Below are 15,081 nucleotides of genomic sequence, written 5' to 3' on the forward strand. Positions count from 1 at the left end.
ATGCTCCATGCAAGGGACGGGCCCGTCGGGGTGGTTTGGCCCGCTGCACCCGCAAAACGCGGTGCAGTCTTCGAGGCCGTGTAGGGCCGCCCCTACAAATGGGCGGTTTTGGTGTGGCGCTCGGCATACAAAGCCAGCTCCACGTCATTGCGGGTGCCGGTTTTTTCGAGGATGCGCGCACGGTAGGTGCTGACAGTGTTGGGTGCCAGATTCAGCTGTGCACCAATTTCGCCCACGGACTTGCCGGCCGTGAGCAGGCGGAACACCTGGTGCTCGCGGTGCGACAGTGATTCGGTGCCACCACCGCCTCCGGTTTTGGTGGCGCTGTTGCCGACGGCGCTGGCCAGCGCTTCGGCGGCAATGGCCGACACGTAGACGCCGCCGGCGGCCACCTTGCGCACCGCGGCAATCATGTCGTCCGGGTTGGCGCTCTTATTCAGGTAGCCGGCGGCGCCGAGCTTGATGCAGCGCACCGCATACTGCTTTTCCGGGTAGGTGCTGAGCATCAGCACCGCCAGCCGGGGCCAGCTTTTCTTCAGTGCCTGCAACACGTCCAGGCCGTCGCGGTCGGGCAGCGCGATGTCCAGCAGCACGGCGTCCAGGCCGCTGTCGCCGCCCAGAGCGTCGACGCGCTGCAGGATGTCCGGACCGGTTTCCGCTTCGGCCACCACTTCGATTTCCGGCGCATCGGCCAGCACCTGTTTCAGGCCTTCGCGCACGATGCGGTGATCGTCGCCGATCAGGATTTTCACGGTGTTCATGGTGGGTAAACAGTTTTGTTATTGCTATTGCTATTGGTTTTGCTTTTGAAGCTGGATATGCAGGTGAAACAGGGCGCCGTGTCCAACTTGACTTGAAATCTCGAGCGTGCCGCCGAGATGGCGCGCCCGCTCCCGCATGCCCATCACGCCATACGCGTTGGCCGCCTCAAAGGCGGCGGCTTCGGCACCCTTGCCGTTGTCCTGCACCGCGATGCTGATGTCCCGGGCCGTGGCCTGGATGGTGATGGCGACCCGGCTGGCCTGTGCGTGCCGGCCCACATTGCTGAGCATTTCCTGGAAGATGCGGAAAATGCCGATGGCCGCCTGCTCCGGCAGCGGTGTGGCATCGTTCACGTCCATCTGCCAGTCCAGTGCGAGTTCGGCGGACTGCACAAATTCATGCGCCTGCCAATCGAGCGCGGCCCACAGGCCCTGGTGGTCCAGGATGCTGGGACGCAGGTCGGTGATGATGCGGCCTACGTTGTCGACGGCCGCCTCAATCAGTCGGCCCATGTTCTGGCATTTGCTGCGCATGCGTTCCCGCATGGCCTGGGCCTCATCCAGGCTGCGTTGCTGTTGTTCGCCCAGGCGCTTGTCGAGCCAGCCCACGTCCATCTTCAGCGCGACCAGCAGGCTGCCCAGCTCGTCGTGCACCTCGCGTGCGATGCGGGTGCGCTCTTCCTCGCGCACGCTGTGGGTATAGGCTGAGAGTTCGCGCAACTGCTCCAGGGCTTCCGACAGCGCCTGGGTGCGCTCGCTCACGCGCTGCTCCAGCACGGCGTGGGCCTGCCGCAGGGCATCCTCGGCCTGGCGGCGTGCCGAGATGTCGACGAAAGTGACCACCGCGCCTTGCACCACGCCGCCCTCGACAATGGGATAGGAAGAATATTCCACCGCAAACGCACTGCCGTTTTTGCGCCAGAACAGCTCGGTGTCAATGCGGCAGGGCAGGGCCTTGCGAAAGGCGTTGAAGATGGGGCACAGATGCTCGGGGTAGTGTGCACCGCCGGCATGGGAGTGGTGCGCCAGTTCATGCATGTTGTGGCCCAGCACCTCGGCAGGCAGCCAGCCCAGCTGCTCGGCCCCGGCCCGGTTGATGAAGGTGCAGCGGCCGTCCATGTCGATGCCGAAAATCCCTTCCCCGGTGGATTCCAGCAACTGCGAGAGCTTGTCCCGCCAGATCACTTGCCCGGCCCCCGGAAGGTGGGCCGGCACCGCTTGCCCCAGGGGCAGGCCGCGCATCTCGGGCAGGAGGGTGTCTTCAACCATGTGTGCAAGTAGCAAGCATCGTGCCCAGATTGGTGCAAAAACAGGTGCCGTCATGGCTCCATAGTGGTGCATTACCCCGCCGTTATCGCTAAAACCACGCCAGGCCACGCACCACCCGGCCCCAAGATGGCGCGCGAATGGCTGTAAAGTGCGATGCTTGCTGACCCTCCCACGAAGACTAGCCCTGAGCGCACCTGATGCCACGACAGACCCCCACCTTTTCAATGGCAGCCATGGCGGCGTTGCTGGCGCTGGCCATGGCGTTGGCGGCCTGCAGCCCCGCCTTCAACTGGCGCGAGGTACGCCCCGACAACACCCGCCTGAGCCTGTTGTTGCCCTGCAAGCCCGACAAGGCGCAAAAAACCGTGCCGCTCGGCGGCCAGCCGACCATGATGGTCATGCTGGGCTGCGATGCCGGCGGTGCGACCTTTGCCGTGGCGGTGGCAGACCTGGGTGATGCGGCCAAGGCTGCTCCCGTTCTGGCCCAGTGGCAAAGCCTGACGCTGGCCAACATGAAGGCCGCTCCGGCAGGTGCCGGAACCGGCCCGGGTGTCACGCAGGTCGTTTCATTCAAGCTCCCCGGCGCATCTGCGGAGCCCGCACCCGTGCTGGTGAGCGCCCAGGGGCAGCGTGCCGACGGGACCGCCGTGACGGGCCGGGCCGCCTACTTCGCCCAAGGGTCGCAGGTCTTTCAGGTGGTGATGTATGCGGGGACGACAACGCCAAAGCGCGACGCGGCGGCCGAGGTGGCGGAGACTTTTTTCGCAGGCCTCAAGTTCGAATGAAGCCAGCACCCTCCCACAAGATAAAGATGTAACGATGCGGACCAGACCTCCTGCTGTATGACAAGGGCGCAGAATGCCTCGCCATCGACGGCGGTAGCGACTGCTGCGACCGTTGGTCCGGCCGCGCCACGCCCGCTGGACAGGAAAACCGCCGCCATCGTGTTCCTGGCCTTTGCGGCCGCCTATTTCTGTTCTGCGCTGGTGCGTGCCATCACGGCCACGCTGTCGCCGGTGTTGAGCCAGGACTTTGCCCTGCAGGCACGTGACCTGGGGTTGCTGGGTGCGGGCTATTTTCTGGGGTTTGCGTCCACGCAGCTGCCGCTGGGCGCCTGGCTGGACCGCCATGGCCCCAAGCGCGTGATCCTGTGTTTCCTGAGCGTGGCCGTGCTGGGTTGCGTGGCCTTTTCGCTGGCGGGCACCTTTGCCTGGCTGTTCGCCGCCCGCGTGCTGGTCGGCATGGGCGTCAGCGCCTGCCTGATGGCCCCGCTCACGGGCTACCGCCGCTGGTTCGAGGGGCCTGCCGTTTTGCGTGCCAATTCCTGGATGCTGATGACAGGCTCGCTCGGCATGCTGGCCTCCACCCTGCCGGTGCAATGGCTGATGCCGTTGATCGGCTGGCGTCCGCTGTTCTGGATTCTGGCGGCGATGATTCTGCTGTCCATGGGCGTGATCGCCTGGGTGGTGCCTGCTTGGCAGAAGAATGCCGGCACAACCCACGGGGTTCCCGAGACGGCAGGCGCAGAAGCAAGCTACGCCTTGGTCTGGCGCAGCCGGTATTTCCGGAAAATGGCGCCGCTGGCTTTCTTCAACTACGGCGGCCTGGTGGCGGTGCAGACGCTGTGGGCCGGCCCGTGGATGGTCAGGGTGGCCGGCTACACGCCGCTGGAGGCGGCCACGGGTCTTTTCTACATCAACGCCGCCATGCTGGTGACTTTCTGGGCCTGGGGCATGGTCAATCCCTGGCTGGTCGGGCGAGGCTGGAGCGCCAATCGGCTGATCGGCTGGGGCGTGCCTGTCAGCCTGCTGGTTCTGGCGGCCAACATCCTCGCCGGCAGCGGCACGGGGTGGCTGGGCTGGGCTCTTTTTTGCATGAGTTCCAGCGCCCTGGGCCTGGCCCAGCCGGCGGTGGGCATGGCTTTCAGCGCGTCATTGGCCGGGCGCGCCATGTCGGCCTACAACCTGATGATCTTTGGTGGCGTGTTTGTGGTGCAATGGAGCATTGGCCTGGCTGTTGACGCATTCAGGGCCGCAGGACTGACCGAAGTGGCCAGTTTTCAGGCGGCCATGGGAGTGTTTTTATGTTGCTGTATCGCCTCATATGGGTATTTCCTCAGTGTGAACGCTGATAATTCACCCCAATGAACGGCATTTTCATCATCGCCCATGCTCCGCTGGCTTCCGCCCTGCGCCAGTGCATGCTGCATGTGTTTCCCGACAACGCCGCCGGCGTTGCGACGCTGGATGTGCAGCCCAACATGCCGCCCGAAGAAACGCTGGCCCAGGCCCGCGTCATGCTGGAGCAACTGGGCACCTCGCACGCCCTGGTGCTGGTGGACGTTTTTGGCGCCACCCCCTGCAACGTGGCGCAAAAACTGGTCGATGGGGTCCATTCCAAGCTGATCACAGGCGTCAACCTGCCCATGCTGCTGCGTACCGTGTCCTACCGGCACGAGTCGCTCGATGCTTTGGTGGCGCGCGCACTGGTGGGCGCCACGCAGGGGGTGATGCAGGTGGCTATCACCGCGCCGCAAAATCAGGTACGCAGAACTCATGATCAAGACCAGCACGAACATCAACAATAAGCTGGGCCTTCATGCCCGGGCATCCGCAAAACTCACCAAACTCGCCGGCAGCTTTCCCTGTGAGGTCTGGATGAGCCGGGGCGAGCGCCGGGTCAACGCCAAGAGCATCATGGGGGTGATGATGCTGGCGGCCGGGTTGGGCAGCACCGTGGACATTGAAACCAATGGGGAGCAGGAGCAGGCGGCGATGGATGCCTTGCTGGCGCTCATTGCCGACAAGTTCGGCGAGGGCGAGTAAGGATATGTCCCCAAGGGCTGATGTTCCTTGGGGCGGCCCTGCGAAAATGGGTGTTGCTCTTCATCGTGCCTGCTGCATCAGTTGCAGCAGTTGCGTCGGCCAGGTCACGAATTGAACCGGGCCCTTGTTCTTTGGTCTTGTGTTTTCTTTGTGCTTTGTTAATAGGGGAGTTGAATGACGTTTTCAGTCCACGGTCTGGCGGTGTCGCGGGGGATTGCGATTGGCCGTGCCGTGCTCGTGGCGTCCAGCCGTGCCGATGTGGCGCACTACTTTATTGACCCCGGCAAGACCATTGAAGAAATTACGCGTGCGCGGCTGGCGCGCAACGCTGTTGCGGAAGAAATTACCCGCCTGCAGCAGGATCTGCCGCCGGATGCGCCGCACGAACTGGCTGCCTTGCTGGATGTTCACCTGATGCTGCTGCAGGACGAGCAGCTAATCAGCGGCGTCAAGCACTGGATCACCGAGCGCCATTACAACGCCGAGTGGGCGTTAGCCACGCAGTACGAAATCATCGCCCGCCAGTTCGATGACATGGAAGACGAGTACCTGCGTGAGCGCAAGGCGGATCTGGAGCAGGTGGTGGAGCGCATGTTGCGCTACATGAAAGGCGTGGCCTCACCGGTGCAGCCGGTCGGGCCTGCCGGCGCCAGCCGCAAGCATTCGCAGGGGCTGCTGCTGGACGACACCATGGATGTGCCCCTGGTGCTGATTGCACACGACATCTCCCCTGCCGACATGCTGCAGTTCAAGCAGAGCCTGTTTGCCGGTTTTGCGACCGACGTCGGCGGCCGGACCTCGCATACGGCGATCGTGGCGCGCAGCATGGACATCCCCGCGGTGGTCGGCGCGCGCAGCGCCAGCCAGCTGATCGAGCAGGACGACTGGGTCATCATCGACGGTGACGCCGGCGTGCTGATTGTCGATCCCTCGCCCATCATCCTGGCCGAGTACGGCTTCAAGCAGCGCCAGGGCGAGCTGGAGCGCGAGCGGCTGAACCGGCTCAAGCACACCCCCGCCGTGACGATAGACGGGCAGAAAGTGGAGTTGCTGGCCAATATTGAAATGCCCGAGGACACCGTGGGTGCTGTCAATGCCGGCGCCGTGGGCGTCGGGCTGTTTCGCAGCGAGTTCCTGTTCATGGGGCGCAGTGGCGATCTGCCCGATGAGGAAGAGCAATACCGGGCTTACCGCAAGGCCGTTGAGGGCATGCACGGCCTGCCCGTGACCATCCGTACGGTCGACGTGGGCTCGGACAAGCCGCTGGACCGGCTGGACAAGGCGCAGGACAGCCACCTCAATCCGGCGCTCGGCCTGCGCGCCATTCGCTGGAGCCTGGCCGACCCGCCGATGTTTTTGACGCAGCTGCGTGCCATCCTGCGCGCCGCGGCCCACGGCCAGGTCAATTTGCTGGTGCCCATGCTGGCCCACGGCGCCGAGATTCGCCAGACCATGGCGTTGATTGACCACGCACGCGCCACACTGGACAGCAAGGGCACGCCGTATGGGCCGGTGCGCCTGGGCGCCATGATCGAAATTCCAGCTGCGGCGCTCACGCTCAAGCTCTTCCTCAAATACTTTGACTTCCTGTCCATCGGCACCAACGACCTCATCCAGTACACCCTGGCCATAGACCGGGCGGATGAGTCCGTGGCGCATTTGTACGACCCTTGTCACCCGGCGGTACTGCACCTGGTGGCCGGGACCATCGCGGAATGCAATGCGCAGGGCAAAGGGGTCAGCGTGTGCGGCGAAATGGCCGGCGACGTGGGCATGACGCGGCTGCTGCTGGGCTTGGGATTGCGCAGCTTTTCCATGCATCCGTCGCGCATCCTGGCGGTCAAGCAGCAAATCCTGCGGGCTGATGCCGGCAAGCTCAGCGTCTGGGCTGCGCAGGTGCTTGATGCGGAGGACCCGGCCGCCCTCATAAACGCCACCTTATTGCCCGCACCAGTGCCTGTGCCTGTACCAGCCAACGCCTAGGACCCTGTCGGGCTGGGGAGTCGTCGGCAAATCGTCGGCTGCAAATCGACCGCAGCGGTAATATTCCCCATTTTTCCCGTTTTTTTTGCCCCATGGCGGGGCTATCGGTATGGGCCTGTAAATCCGGCAAAAAACGGTCCTCTTCGGGGGCGATTTGCGCTTTTGGCGCCCCAAGCCCGACAGGCTTCTGGCCACTGCGCCACACGGGCTACACCTCTGGATACTCTGGACATATCTTGTTACACTGAAATTGGTACAAGGTGTGTCGGTGTGAGTGGGAGGACCAATGTCCAGTGGCCAGATCTCAGGAGATGGAAAATCGTCCGCGGTGCTTTCCGCGCACGATGAGTTGCTCGCTTGCTTGCTGATTGTTGCGCGAGCCCATGGCGAGGTTCTGACGCGTGACGCCGTCATGGCGGGCCTTCCGGCCGAACATCAGCGCCTGACGCCCAGCCTGTTTGTCCGCGCGGCCCGGCGTGCCCGGCTCAGCAGTCAGCTGGTCCGCAAAAACCTCGACCGGCTCAAGGATGCCCTGCTGCCCGCCATCGTGCTGATGCATGGTCAGAAGGCGTGCGTGCTGCTGGGCTTCAATGAAGACCGCAGCGCCGCCCGGATGGTCTATCCCGAGCTCGGCGACGCGCCGGTGACGGTGCCCCTGGCGAACCTGGAGACAGATTACACGGGCGTCTCCATCTATGTACGACCCAGCCTGCGCTTTGATGCTCGCGCCCCCGAAGTGCGCGCCGGCCGTCATGGCCACTGGTTCTGGAGCGTCGTGGCCGAGAGCCGGCCGCTCTACCGCGACGTGCTGCTGGCCGCCTTGCTGGCCAACCTGTTTGCGCTCGGCCTGCCCCTCTTCACGATGAACGTTTACGACCGCGTGGTGCCCAACCATGCGTTTGAAACCCTGTGGGTGCTGGCCTTGGGGCTGATGTTGATGTTGGTGAGCGACCTAGTGCTGCGCACATTGCGCAGCCGGTTTGTCGACCTCGCCAGCAGCCGTGCCGATGTCAAGTTGTCGGCCTTCATCATGGAGCGCGTGCTCGGCATGCGCATGGAGCAGCGGCCGGTCTCCGCCGGCTCGTTTGCATCCAACCTGCGGGCGTTTGAGTCTGTGCGGGATTTCATCGGCTCGGCCACCGTGGTGGCATTCATTGACCTGCCGTTCGCACTCATTTTCATGATCGTGATTGGCTGGATCTCCTGGCCCATGCTGATTCCCCTCGGCGTGGGCGCGGCCATCATGCTGCTGTACGCGCTGGCCGTGCAGGGCCGGATGCACGAACTGGCAGAAACCACTTACCGCGCGGCGGCGCAGCGCAATGCCACCCTGATCGAAGGACTCGTGGGCTTCGAAACCCTCAAGGCCCTGGGCGCCGAGTCAGCCATCCAGAGCAAATGGGAAAAAAGCGCGGCGTTGCTGGCGCGGGTGGGCGCGCAGTTGCGTTTGCTGTCGTCCACCGCCAGCAATACTTCGGCATTTGTGCAGCAACTCGTCAGCCTGGTCATCGTCATCATCGGCGTCTACGTGATTGCCGAACGCGAGCTGACCGTAGGCGGCCTGATTGCCTGCACCATGCTGGCCTCTCGCGCCATGGCGCCGGTGGGGCAGGTGGCGGGCCTGCTGGTTCAGTACCACACGGCCGCCACCGCGCTGACGTCGCTCAATGAAATGATGGCGCGCGACGTGGAGCGCCCGGCGGACACCACTTTCATCAGCCGTGGTCACCTCAAGGGAGCCATCGACTTCCGCGATGTGAGCTTCTCCTACCCGGGCCAGGATACGCCGTCGCTGCGCAACCTGACATTGAGCATCAAGCCGGGGGAAAGGGTGGCCATCCTGGGACGCATCGGCTCGGGCAAGACCACGCTGGAAAAACTCATTCTGGGCCTGTACCGGCCTACGACCGGGGCTGTGCTGGTGGATGGCGTCGACCTGCGCCAGCTTGACCCCGCCGAACTGCGGCGCCAGATCGGCTACGTGCAGCAGGACGTGATGCTGTTCTATGGCAGCCTGCGGGACAACATTACCCTGGGCGCACCGCTGGCAGAAGATGCCGACATTGTGAAGGCGGCCGAAATCGGCGGCATTATCGGGCTGGTGAACCAGCACCCCCAGGGCTTTGACATGCTGGTCGGCGAGCGCGGTGAATCGTTGTCTGGCGGGCAGCGCCAGGGCGTGGCCATTGCGCGTGCGGTCATCAACGATCCCCCCATCCTGTTGCTGGACGAGCCCACCTCGTCGATGGACTACTCCAGCGAAGAAGATATCAAGCGCCGCCTGAAGGAGTTTTCGGTCGGCAAGACCGTGGTGCTGATCAGCCACCGCACCTCGGTGCTGGAACTGGCGGATCGCATCATCGTCATGGACGGTGGCCGCATCGTGGCCGACGGTCCCAAGGATCAAGTGGTCACCGCACTGCGCCAGGGGCGCGTTGGAAAGGCTGCATGATGGCCTGGCTCAGCGAAAAAGCCTTTGAACGCCTGGGCGACTGGATCAGCCGGTCAACTAAATCCAGCCAGAAGGCGTTCGATCCGCTGGTCAAGCGGCTCACGCCGGTTGAGGAGCAGGACTCGCTCGACTGGGCAGGCGATGCCGACTGGGCCCGCCTGCAGCAGGAGCCCTTGCGCGCCAAGCGGCTGCTGCGTCTGGCCGCGGGCGTCCTGGGCTTGCTGGTGATCTGGGCCTACTTTGCCGAGCTCGACGAAGTCACCCGCGGCGAGGCCCGCGTGGTGCCGACCAGCCAGGTGCAGATCATCCAGAGTGTCGACGGCGGTGTGGTGGAGGCCCTGCTCGTCAAGGAGGGGCAGGTGGTCGACGCCGGCCAGCTGCTGATGCGCGTGGACCCGACGCGCTTTGTCTCCACCATGCAGGAAAGCCGCGCCGCCCAGCTGTCTTACCAGGCCAAGGCCTTGCGGCTGGAGGCCCTGACGCGGGGCAATCCGTTCAACCCGCCCGCGGAACTGGTACGTGAAGCGCCCGACATCGTCGCGCAGGAGTTGCGCCTGTATGAATCACGCCGGGCCGAAATCGGCGCCCAGCTTTACATATCTCAGGCCCAGCTGTCCCAGCGCCAGCAGGAGCTCAACGAAGTCCTTGCCCGCCGTGACCAGGCCGAGCGCAGCCTGGAACTGATGAACAAGGAGCTCAATGCCACACGCCCCATGATTGCCACCGGCGCTGTCTCTGAAGTGGAGGTGTTGCGCCTCGAGCGCGACGTGGCTCGCCTGCGCGGTGACCGGGAGCAGGCCACGGCGCAGATCTCGCGTGTGCAGTCGTCCATCCTGGAGGCTACGCGCAAGATAGAGGAAGTGCAGCTCACCAGCCGCAACCAGATGAGCGGCGAGCTGTCGGAGACCATGAACAAGCTGGCCAGCCTGTCGCAGGGCGGGCGGGCGCTTGAAGACAAAGTCAAGCATGCCGATATCAAGTCACCCGTGCGCGGCACCGTCAAGCGCCTGCTGGTCAACACCATGGGGGCGGTGGTGCAACCCGGCAAGGAAGTGGTTGAGATTGTGCCCCTGGACGACACGCTGATTCTGGAGGTGCAAATCACCCCCAAGGACATTGCCTTTCTGCGGCCCGGGCAGCAGGCCATGGTGAAGTTCAGCGCCTATGACTTTTCCATTTACGGTGGCCTGGAGGCGGATGTGATCAACATCGGCGCCGACTCGGTCATTGACGAAAAAGGCAACGCCTTCTACCACGTGCGGGTGCGCACGCACAAACCCAGCCTGGGTCCGAACCTCCCCATCATTCCGGGCATGGTGGCGCAGGTTGACATCCTCACTGGCAAGAAATCGGTGTTGGCTTATTTGCTCAAGCCCGTACTGCGTGCCAAAGCCAACGCACTGAGTGAGCGCTGAGCGAGCGATGAGTATCGAGCACCTGTTCCTGACCACGCCTGCCGCGCCTGTACCGGAGCGCTGGTGCGAGGCGTTTCCCGCAGGGCAAGTGCACAAGGCGCCGGCCATGCTGACCAGTTTGCGGGGCCGGCCCGCGAACACAAGCCTGGTCTGGATCAGCACCGCCGATGCGCAATGGGCTGTACATCTGCGCGAGATTCTGCAGGTCCTGCCTGGGGCGCCTGTCGTGGTGGTGTCCGGCCTGCCCCATCCACTCGAAGGCCTTGACGCTCTCGACAAGGGCGCGCGCGGCTACACCCATGCCTATGCCGTGCCTGCGCTGTTGCAGGAGGTCGCCCTGGTCGTCGAGCATGGCGGCCTGTGGGTGGGCCCGGACCTGATGCGTCGCCTGGTCGCCTCGACCCATGCGGCGCTCGCACGACTTCCTGCGGCACCTGCTGCCGCGGCTGCCCCTGGCCAAAACGTCTGGGCCCAATTGTCCGCACGCGAAGCCGAAGTGGCCCAGGCTGTTTCGGCCGGGCGCTCCAACAAGGAGGTGGCCGCCCTGATGCACATTTCAGAGCGCACCGTCAAGGCCCACCTCGGTGCGGTGTTCGAAAAACTTGGCGTGCGCGATCGTCTGCAACTCGTGCTGCGCCTTTCCGCCTCCACCGACGCGGCGCAGACCCCTGAGCGGGAGCTCTTGTCATGACTGATACACCGCCACCCGCAAGCGCCCTGCTGTGCCGTCGCAATGCTGCGGGGCGCATCGTCGCACTGACCCATCAATCCATGAGCGCGCAAGATGCGCTGGCCGCAGGCTGGGAGGCCGTGCATGGGGCTGATCCCGGGGTGGAAGAATTTGTACGCGAGGTCTCCAGCCAGACCAATCCACTGAGCCAGACCGATGCCGGCCTGGCCCGCGTGCTGGAAGATCTGATCGACGTACTCATCAACCGGGGGCTGATCCAGTTCACCGACCTGCCCGCTGCGGCCCAAGCCAAGCTGCTTGAGCGACGCCAGACCCGGGCCAGCCTGGCCAACCGGCTGGATTTGCTGCCCGACGACGGCGACAGCTTCCCGCTTTGATGCGGCGCGCTGCGGGGCAGCGCCGCTCCACATAGTCGCGGAATTGCGGGATTATTACCGGATAGCCCAAGATATGGACCTAAGTCCAATAGACGGGCTGGCGACGCCACCTTACTCTTCGGGTCATCAATGTTGATAACCTGGGCTCGCGGGCCCAGGCTTTTTTTTACCGGAGAGCATCATGGCCCAATTCGCTACCGTCGCCGCCATTACAGGAAATGGCACCGTTCTGGCTGTTGACGTGCAGGGCAAGACCCGCGCGCTCAAGGTCGGTGACACCCTGCAAAAAGGCGAGACCGTGCGCACCGTGGGCGACGTTCGCGTCGAGCTCATCATGGAAGACGGCCACCATCTGGCGGTCGCACCCGCGCAAAGCGTGCGGCTCGATGACAACGTGGCCGAGTCCGACCAGCGACCCACGGCCCAGGACAGCGCGGTCACCACCCCGGCCACGGCCGACACCGTCATCCAGGCACTCGAACGCGGGACCGACCTGAACCAGTCACTCGAGGCCACGGCGGCGGGTCTGGCCCCCGGCGGCGGCGTGGACGGCGGCAGCACCTTTGTGCAGTTGCTGCGCATCGCCGAGGGCGTGAGCCCGCTGGCCTACGAGTACAACTTTGTCCCGCCCGAACTGCAGCCCGATGTGCAGCAGATTCCGGAGGAGGCACTGCCACCCACGGTCAACGTCGGCGTCACCGTGGGCACGCAGGTCGGTATCGGCGAGGGCGGCCCCGGCCTCATCACCGGCGACATGATCCAGGGCACGGTCTCTGCGGCCGATGTGATCGAGGGCTCCGGCGGCGGCAGCAAGGCCGTCACCTTCCTGATCACCCTGGACAAGGTCTCCACGAGCGATGTGACGGTCACCTACACCATCGTGCCCGGCAGCGCGAGCAATCCGGCGGACTATTTCGACGGCGCGGCCACCGGCACGGTCACCATTCCGGCCGGCTACATCGGCTTCTTCGTCACCGAGAACATTGTGGGCGACATCCTGGTCGAAGGCAACGAAACCTTCACCATTGTCCTGAGCAACCCGATCGGCGCCACCCTGATCAACGACACGGCCACCGTGACCATCATTGACGACGACCACGCACCGGTGGCGGTCGACGACAGCAACAGCCTGACAGAAGACCAGATCTCCGTCTCGGGCAACGTGCTGCCCAACGATACCGATGCAGACGGCCAGACCCTGTCCGTGGTCGGCCCCTCGATCACGGTGACCAATGCGTACGGCACGCTGGTCATCGACAGCGCGACAGGCGCTTACACCTTCACGGTGAACGAAGCCACCCAGGCCGCCGCGCAGGCACTGGACGACGGCGAAACCATCAACATGGTCTTCCCCGATGTCTACCGGGTGACCGATGGCGCCAACCTGAGCAACCTGGCCGATGTGACCATCACCATCACCGGCACCAACGACGTGCCGAGGATCACCGTCGATCCCGGCAATGAAGGCGGCAACGACGTGGTGTTCGAGTCCGGTCTGGCAGCCGGCTCCAATGCCGCGGCCAGCAGTGAATTTGCCTCCGGCACCTTCACGGTATCGGATGCGGACGGCCTGGACGACATCCAGAGCGTCACCATCAACGGCGTCACCGTCGCGATTGGCAGCCTGGTGGGCCAGAGCTTCGCCGGCACCAACGGCACGCTGACGGTCACCGCCTACAGTGGCGGCGTTGCCAGCTACACCTATGAGCTGACCAGCCCGACCACGGATGTCGCCGGCACGGAGACCGACATCTTCACGCTGACCACGTCGGACGGCACGGGAACTTCCGCACCGGCGGCGATCACCATTGAGATCATTGACGATGTGCCGAACGCGGTGGATGACAGCAACAGCACCAGCGAAGACGCCGTGGCAGCCATCACAGGCGACGTCCTGGCCAACGACCTGCATGCCAATGGCCAGCCGGGTGCGGATACGCCGACCAGCTTTGTCTCGTGGGCGAGCACCACGGCCAGCTACGGCACCTTTACCGACACCGGCAGTGGCACCTACAGCTACACGCTGGACAACACCTTGCCGGCGGTGCAGGCACTCGATGGCGGTGAGAGCCTGACCGAGACCTTCAACTACACCATGACAGACGCGGACGGCGATCAGCAGATCGCCACGCTGACCATCACCATCAACGGCACCAACGACGTGCCGACGATCACCGTCGATCCCGGTAATCAAGGCGGCAACGACGTGGTGTACGAGGCTGGTCTGGCCATCGGTTCCGATGCGGCGGCCAGCAGCGAATTTGCCTCCGGCACCTTCACGGTATCGGATGCGGACGGCCTGGACGACATCCAGAGCGTCACCATCAACGGCGTCACCGTCGCGATTGGCAGCCTGGTGGGCCAGAGCTTCGCCGGCACCAACGGCACGCTGACGGTCACCGCCTACAGCGGCGGCGTCGCCAGCTACACCTACGAGCTGACCAGCCCGACCACGGATGCCGCCGGTACGGAGAGCGACGTCTTCACGCTGACCACGTCGGACGGTACGGGAACTTCCGCACCGGCCGCGATCACCATCGAGATCATTGACGATGTGCCGACGGCCTTCTCGAACACCAACAGCGTGGCCGAAGGCGCTGTGGTGGGCGGCAACGTGCTGACGGACGGCACGGACGACGTGTTCGGCGCCGACGGCGCGGCAGCCAGTGGCGGCGTGGTGGGCGTGCGGGTGGCCGGAGGCGACACCACGACGGCGGTGCAGACGGGCGTGAACACGGTCATAGCCGGCAGCTTCGGCACGCTGACACTGCAGGCCAACGGCAGCTACAGCTACGACGGCAGCCCGAACGTGGTGCCGCCGGCCGGCGCGACCGACACCTTTGTGTACACCATCAAGGACGGCGACGGCGACCTGAGCACGACGACACTGACGATCACGCTGACGGACAGCGGCCTGGCGGCAAGCAACGACGACATCACGGTCAACGAAGCGGCGCTGGCCACGGGCAGCAACCCGTCGAGCACGGCCGAGACGGCGGCCGGCACGCTGGTAGGCAACGTCAGCGGCGGCGCCGGCGGCTACAGCTACGCGCTGACGAGTCCGGCCGCAGGCAGCTTCGGCACGCTGACGCTGAACGCGGACGGCAGCTACAGCTACACGCTGACGCAGCGCTTTGACACCAGCCCGGACGCCAACAACGGCACCAACACCGAGAACAACCGCGACACCTTCACCTACCAGGCGACGGATGCCAACGGCAACACGGTGACCAGCACCATCACCGTGGACATCGTGGACGATGTGCCGACAGCCTTCTCGAACAGCAACAGCGTGACCGAAGGCGCTG

Annotated in this window: 12 protein-coding genes; 10 read left to right on the forward strand and 2 right to left on the reverse strand. The window is 64.5% G+C overall.

Annotation, left to right across the window (positions count from 1 at the left end):
• Positions 1-92: 92 nt before the first annotated feature.
• Positions 93-761, reverse strand: a complete 669-nt coding sequence (locus AC1DUR_RS14470; protein ID WP_477720738.1) for a response regulator — start codon at positions 759-761, stop codon at positions 93-95.
• 30 nt (positions 762-791) lie between these two features.
• Entirely contained in the window at positions 792-2,030 is a 1,239-nt protein-coding gene (locus tag AC1DUR_RS14475; RefSeq protein WP_477720739.1) for a sensor histidine kinase, read from the reverse strand.
• Positions 2,031-2,227: 197 nt separating this feature from the next.
• Here AC1DUR_RS14475 and AC1DUR_RS14480 point away from each other — a divergent pair, with 197 nt between their 5' ends.
• The 10 genes from AC1DUR_RS14480 to AC1DUR_RS14525 form a co-directional block, all read left to right on the forward strand.
• Positions 2,228-2,815: a hypothetical protein gene (locus AC1DUR_RS14480; protein ID WP_477720740.1), complete on the forward strand. Its 588-nt coding sequence runs from the start codon at positions 2,228-2,230 to the stop codon at positions 2,813-2,815.
• Positions 2,816-2,872: 57 nt separating this feature from the next.
• Positions 2,873-4,177, forward strand: a complete 1,305-nt coding sequence (locus AC1DUR_RS14485) for an MFS transporter (RefSeq protein ID WP_477720741.1) — start codon at positions 2,873-2,875, stop codon at positions 4,175-4,177.
• Positions 4,174-4,617 carry a PTS sugar transporter subunit IIA gene (locus AC1DUR_RS14490; protein ID WP_477720742.1) on the forward strand — a complete coding sequence of 148 codons (444 nt, stop codon included), beginning with the start codon at positions 4,174-4,176 and terminating at the stop codon, positions 4,615-4,617. Before AC1DUR_RS14485 ends, AC1DUR_RS14490 begins: the two co-directional genes overlap by 4 nt.
• The gene (locus AC1DUR_RS14495; RefSeq protein ID WP_477720743.1) at positions 4,586-4,855 is read left to right on the forward strand and encodes an HPr family phosphocarrier protein; all 270 of its coding nucleotides are present in this window, start codon (positions 4,586-4,588) and stop codon (positions 4,853-4,855) included. Before AC1DUR_RS14490 ends, AC1DUR_RS14495 begins: the two co-directional genes overlap by 32 nt.
• A gap of 174 nt (positions 4,856-5,029) precedes the next feature.
• The gene (ptsP, locus tag AC1DUR_RS14500; RefSeq protein ID WP_477720744.1) at positions 5,030-6,838 is read left to right on the forward strand and encodes a phosphoenolpyruvate--protein phosphotransferase; all 1,809 of its coding nucleotides are present in this window, start codon (positions 5,030-5,032) and stop codon (positions 6,836-6,838) included.
• Between the two features lie 286 nt (positions 6,839-7,124).
• On the forward strand, positions 7,125-9,290 hold the full coding sequence (locus AC1DUR_RS14505; protein WP_477720745.1) for a type I secretion system permease/ATPase: 2,166 nt from the start codon (positions 7,125-7,127) through the stop codon (positions 9,288-9,290).
• Entirely contained in the window at positions 9,287-10,705 is a 1,419-nt protein-coding gene (locus tag AC1DUR_RS14510) for an HlyD family type I secretion periplasmic adaptor subunit (protein ID WP_477720746.1), read from the forward strand. Before AC1DUR_RS14505 ends, AC1DUR_RS14510 begins: the two co-directional genes overlap by 4 nt.
• A gap of 7 nt (positions 10,706-10,712) precedes the next feature.
• Positions 10,713-11,396, forward strand: coding sequence for a response regulator transcription factor (locus tag AC1DUR_RS14515; RefSeq protein ID WP_477720747.1), 684 nt, complete (start codon positions 10,713-10,715; stop codon positions 11,394-11,396).
• Positions 11,393-11,773 carry a hypothetical protein gene (locus AC1DUR_RS14520; RefSeq protein WP_477720748.1) on the forward strand — a complete coding sequence of 127 codons (381 nt, stop codon included), beginning with the start codon at positions 11,393-11,395 and terminating at the stop codon, positions 11,771-11,773. Before AC1DUR_RS14515 ends, AC1DUR_RS14520 begins: the two co-directional genes overlap by 4 nt.
• 181 nt (positions 11,774-11,954) lie before the next feature.
• Positions 11,955-15,081 (forward strand): retention module-containing protein (locus tag AC1DUR_RS14525; RefSeq protein ID WP_477721719.1); only part of this gene is annotated, 3,127 nt, incomplete at its 3' end.

Source organism: Polaromonas sp. P4_F4, assembly GCF_056401355.1.

Excerpts from the sequence above, each read along its gene's own strand:
- AC1DUR_RS14515 (WP_477720747.1), top strand. The coding sequence starts at position 10,713 with ATGAGTATCGAGCACCTGTTCCTGACCACGCCTGCCGCGCCTGTACCG.
- AC1DUR_RS14520 (WP_477720748.1), top strand. The coding sequence starts at position 11,393 with ATGACTGATACACCGCCACCCGCAAGCGCCCTGCTGTGCCGTCGCAAT.
- AC1DUR_RS14490 (WP_477720742.1), top strand. The coding sequence starts at position 4,174 with ATGAACGGCATTTTCATCATCGCCCATGCTCCGCTGGCTTCCGCCCTG.
- AC1DUR_RS14475 (WP_477720739.1), bottom strand. The coding sequence starts at position 2,030 with ATGGTTGAAGACACCCTCCTGCCCGAGATGCGCGGCCTGCCCCTGGGG.
- AC1DUR_RS14495 (WP_477720743.1), top strand. The coding sequence starts at position 4,586 with ATGATCAAGACCAGCACGAACATCAACAATAAGCTGGGCCTTCATGCC.
- AC1DUR_RS14505 (WP_477720745.1), top strand. The coding sequence starts at position 7,125 with ATGTCCAGTGGCCAGATCTCAGGAGATGGAAAATCGTCCGCGGTGCTT.
- AC1DUR_RS14485 (WP_477720741.1), top strand. The coding sequence starts at position 2,873 with ATGACAAGGGCGCAGAATGCCTCGCCATCGACGGCGGTAGCGACTGCT.
- AC1DUR_RS14510 (WP_477720746.1), top strand. The coding sequence starts at position 9,287 with ATGATGGCCTGGCTCAGCGAAAAAGCCTTTGAACGCCTGGGCGACTGG.
- AC1DUR_RS14470 (WP_477720738.1), bottom strand. The coding sequence starts at position 761 with ATGAACACCGTGAAAATCCTGATCGGCGACGATCACCGCATCGTGCGC.
- ptsP (WP_477720744.1), top strand. The coding sequence starts at position 5,030 with ATGACGTTTTCAGTCCACGGTCTGGCGGTGTCGCGGGGGATTGCGATT.
- AC1DUR_RS14480 (WP_477720740.1), top strand. The coding sequence starts at position 2,228 with ATGCCACGACAGACCCCCACCTTTTCAATGGCAGCCATGGCGGCGTTG.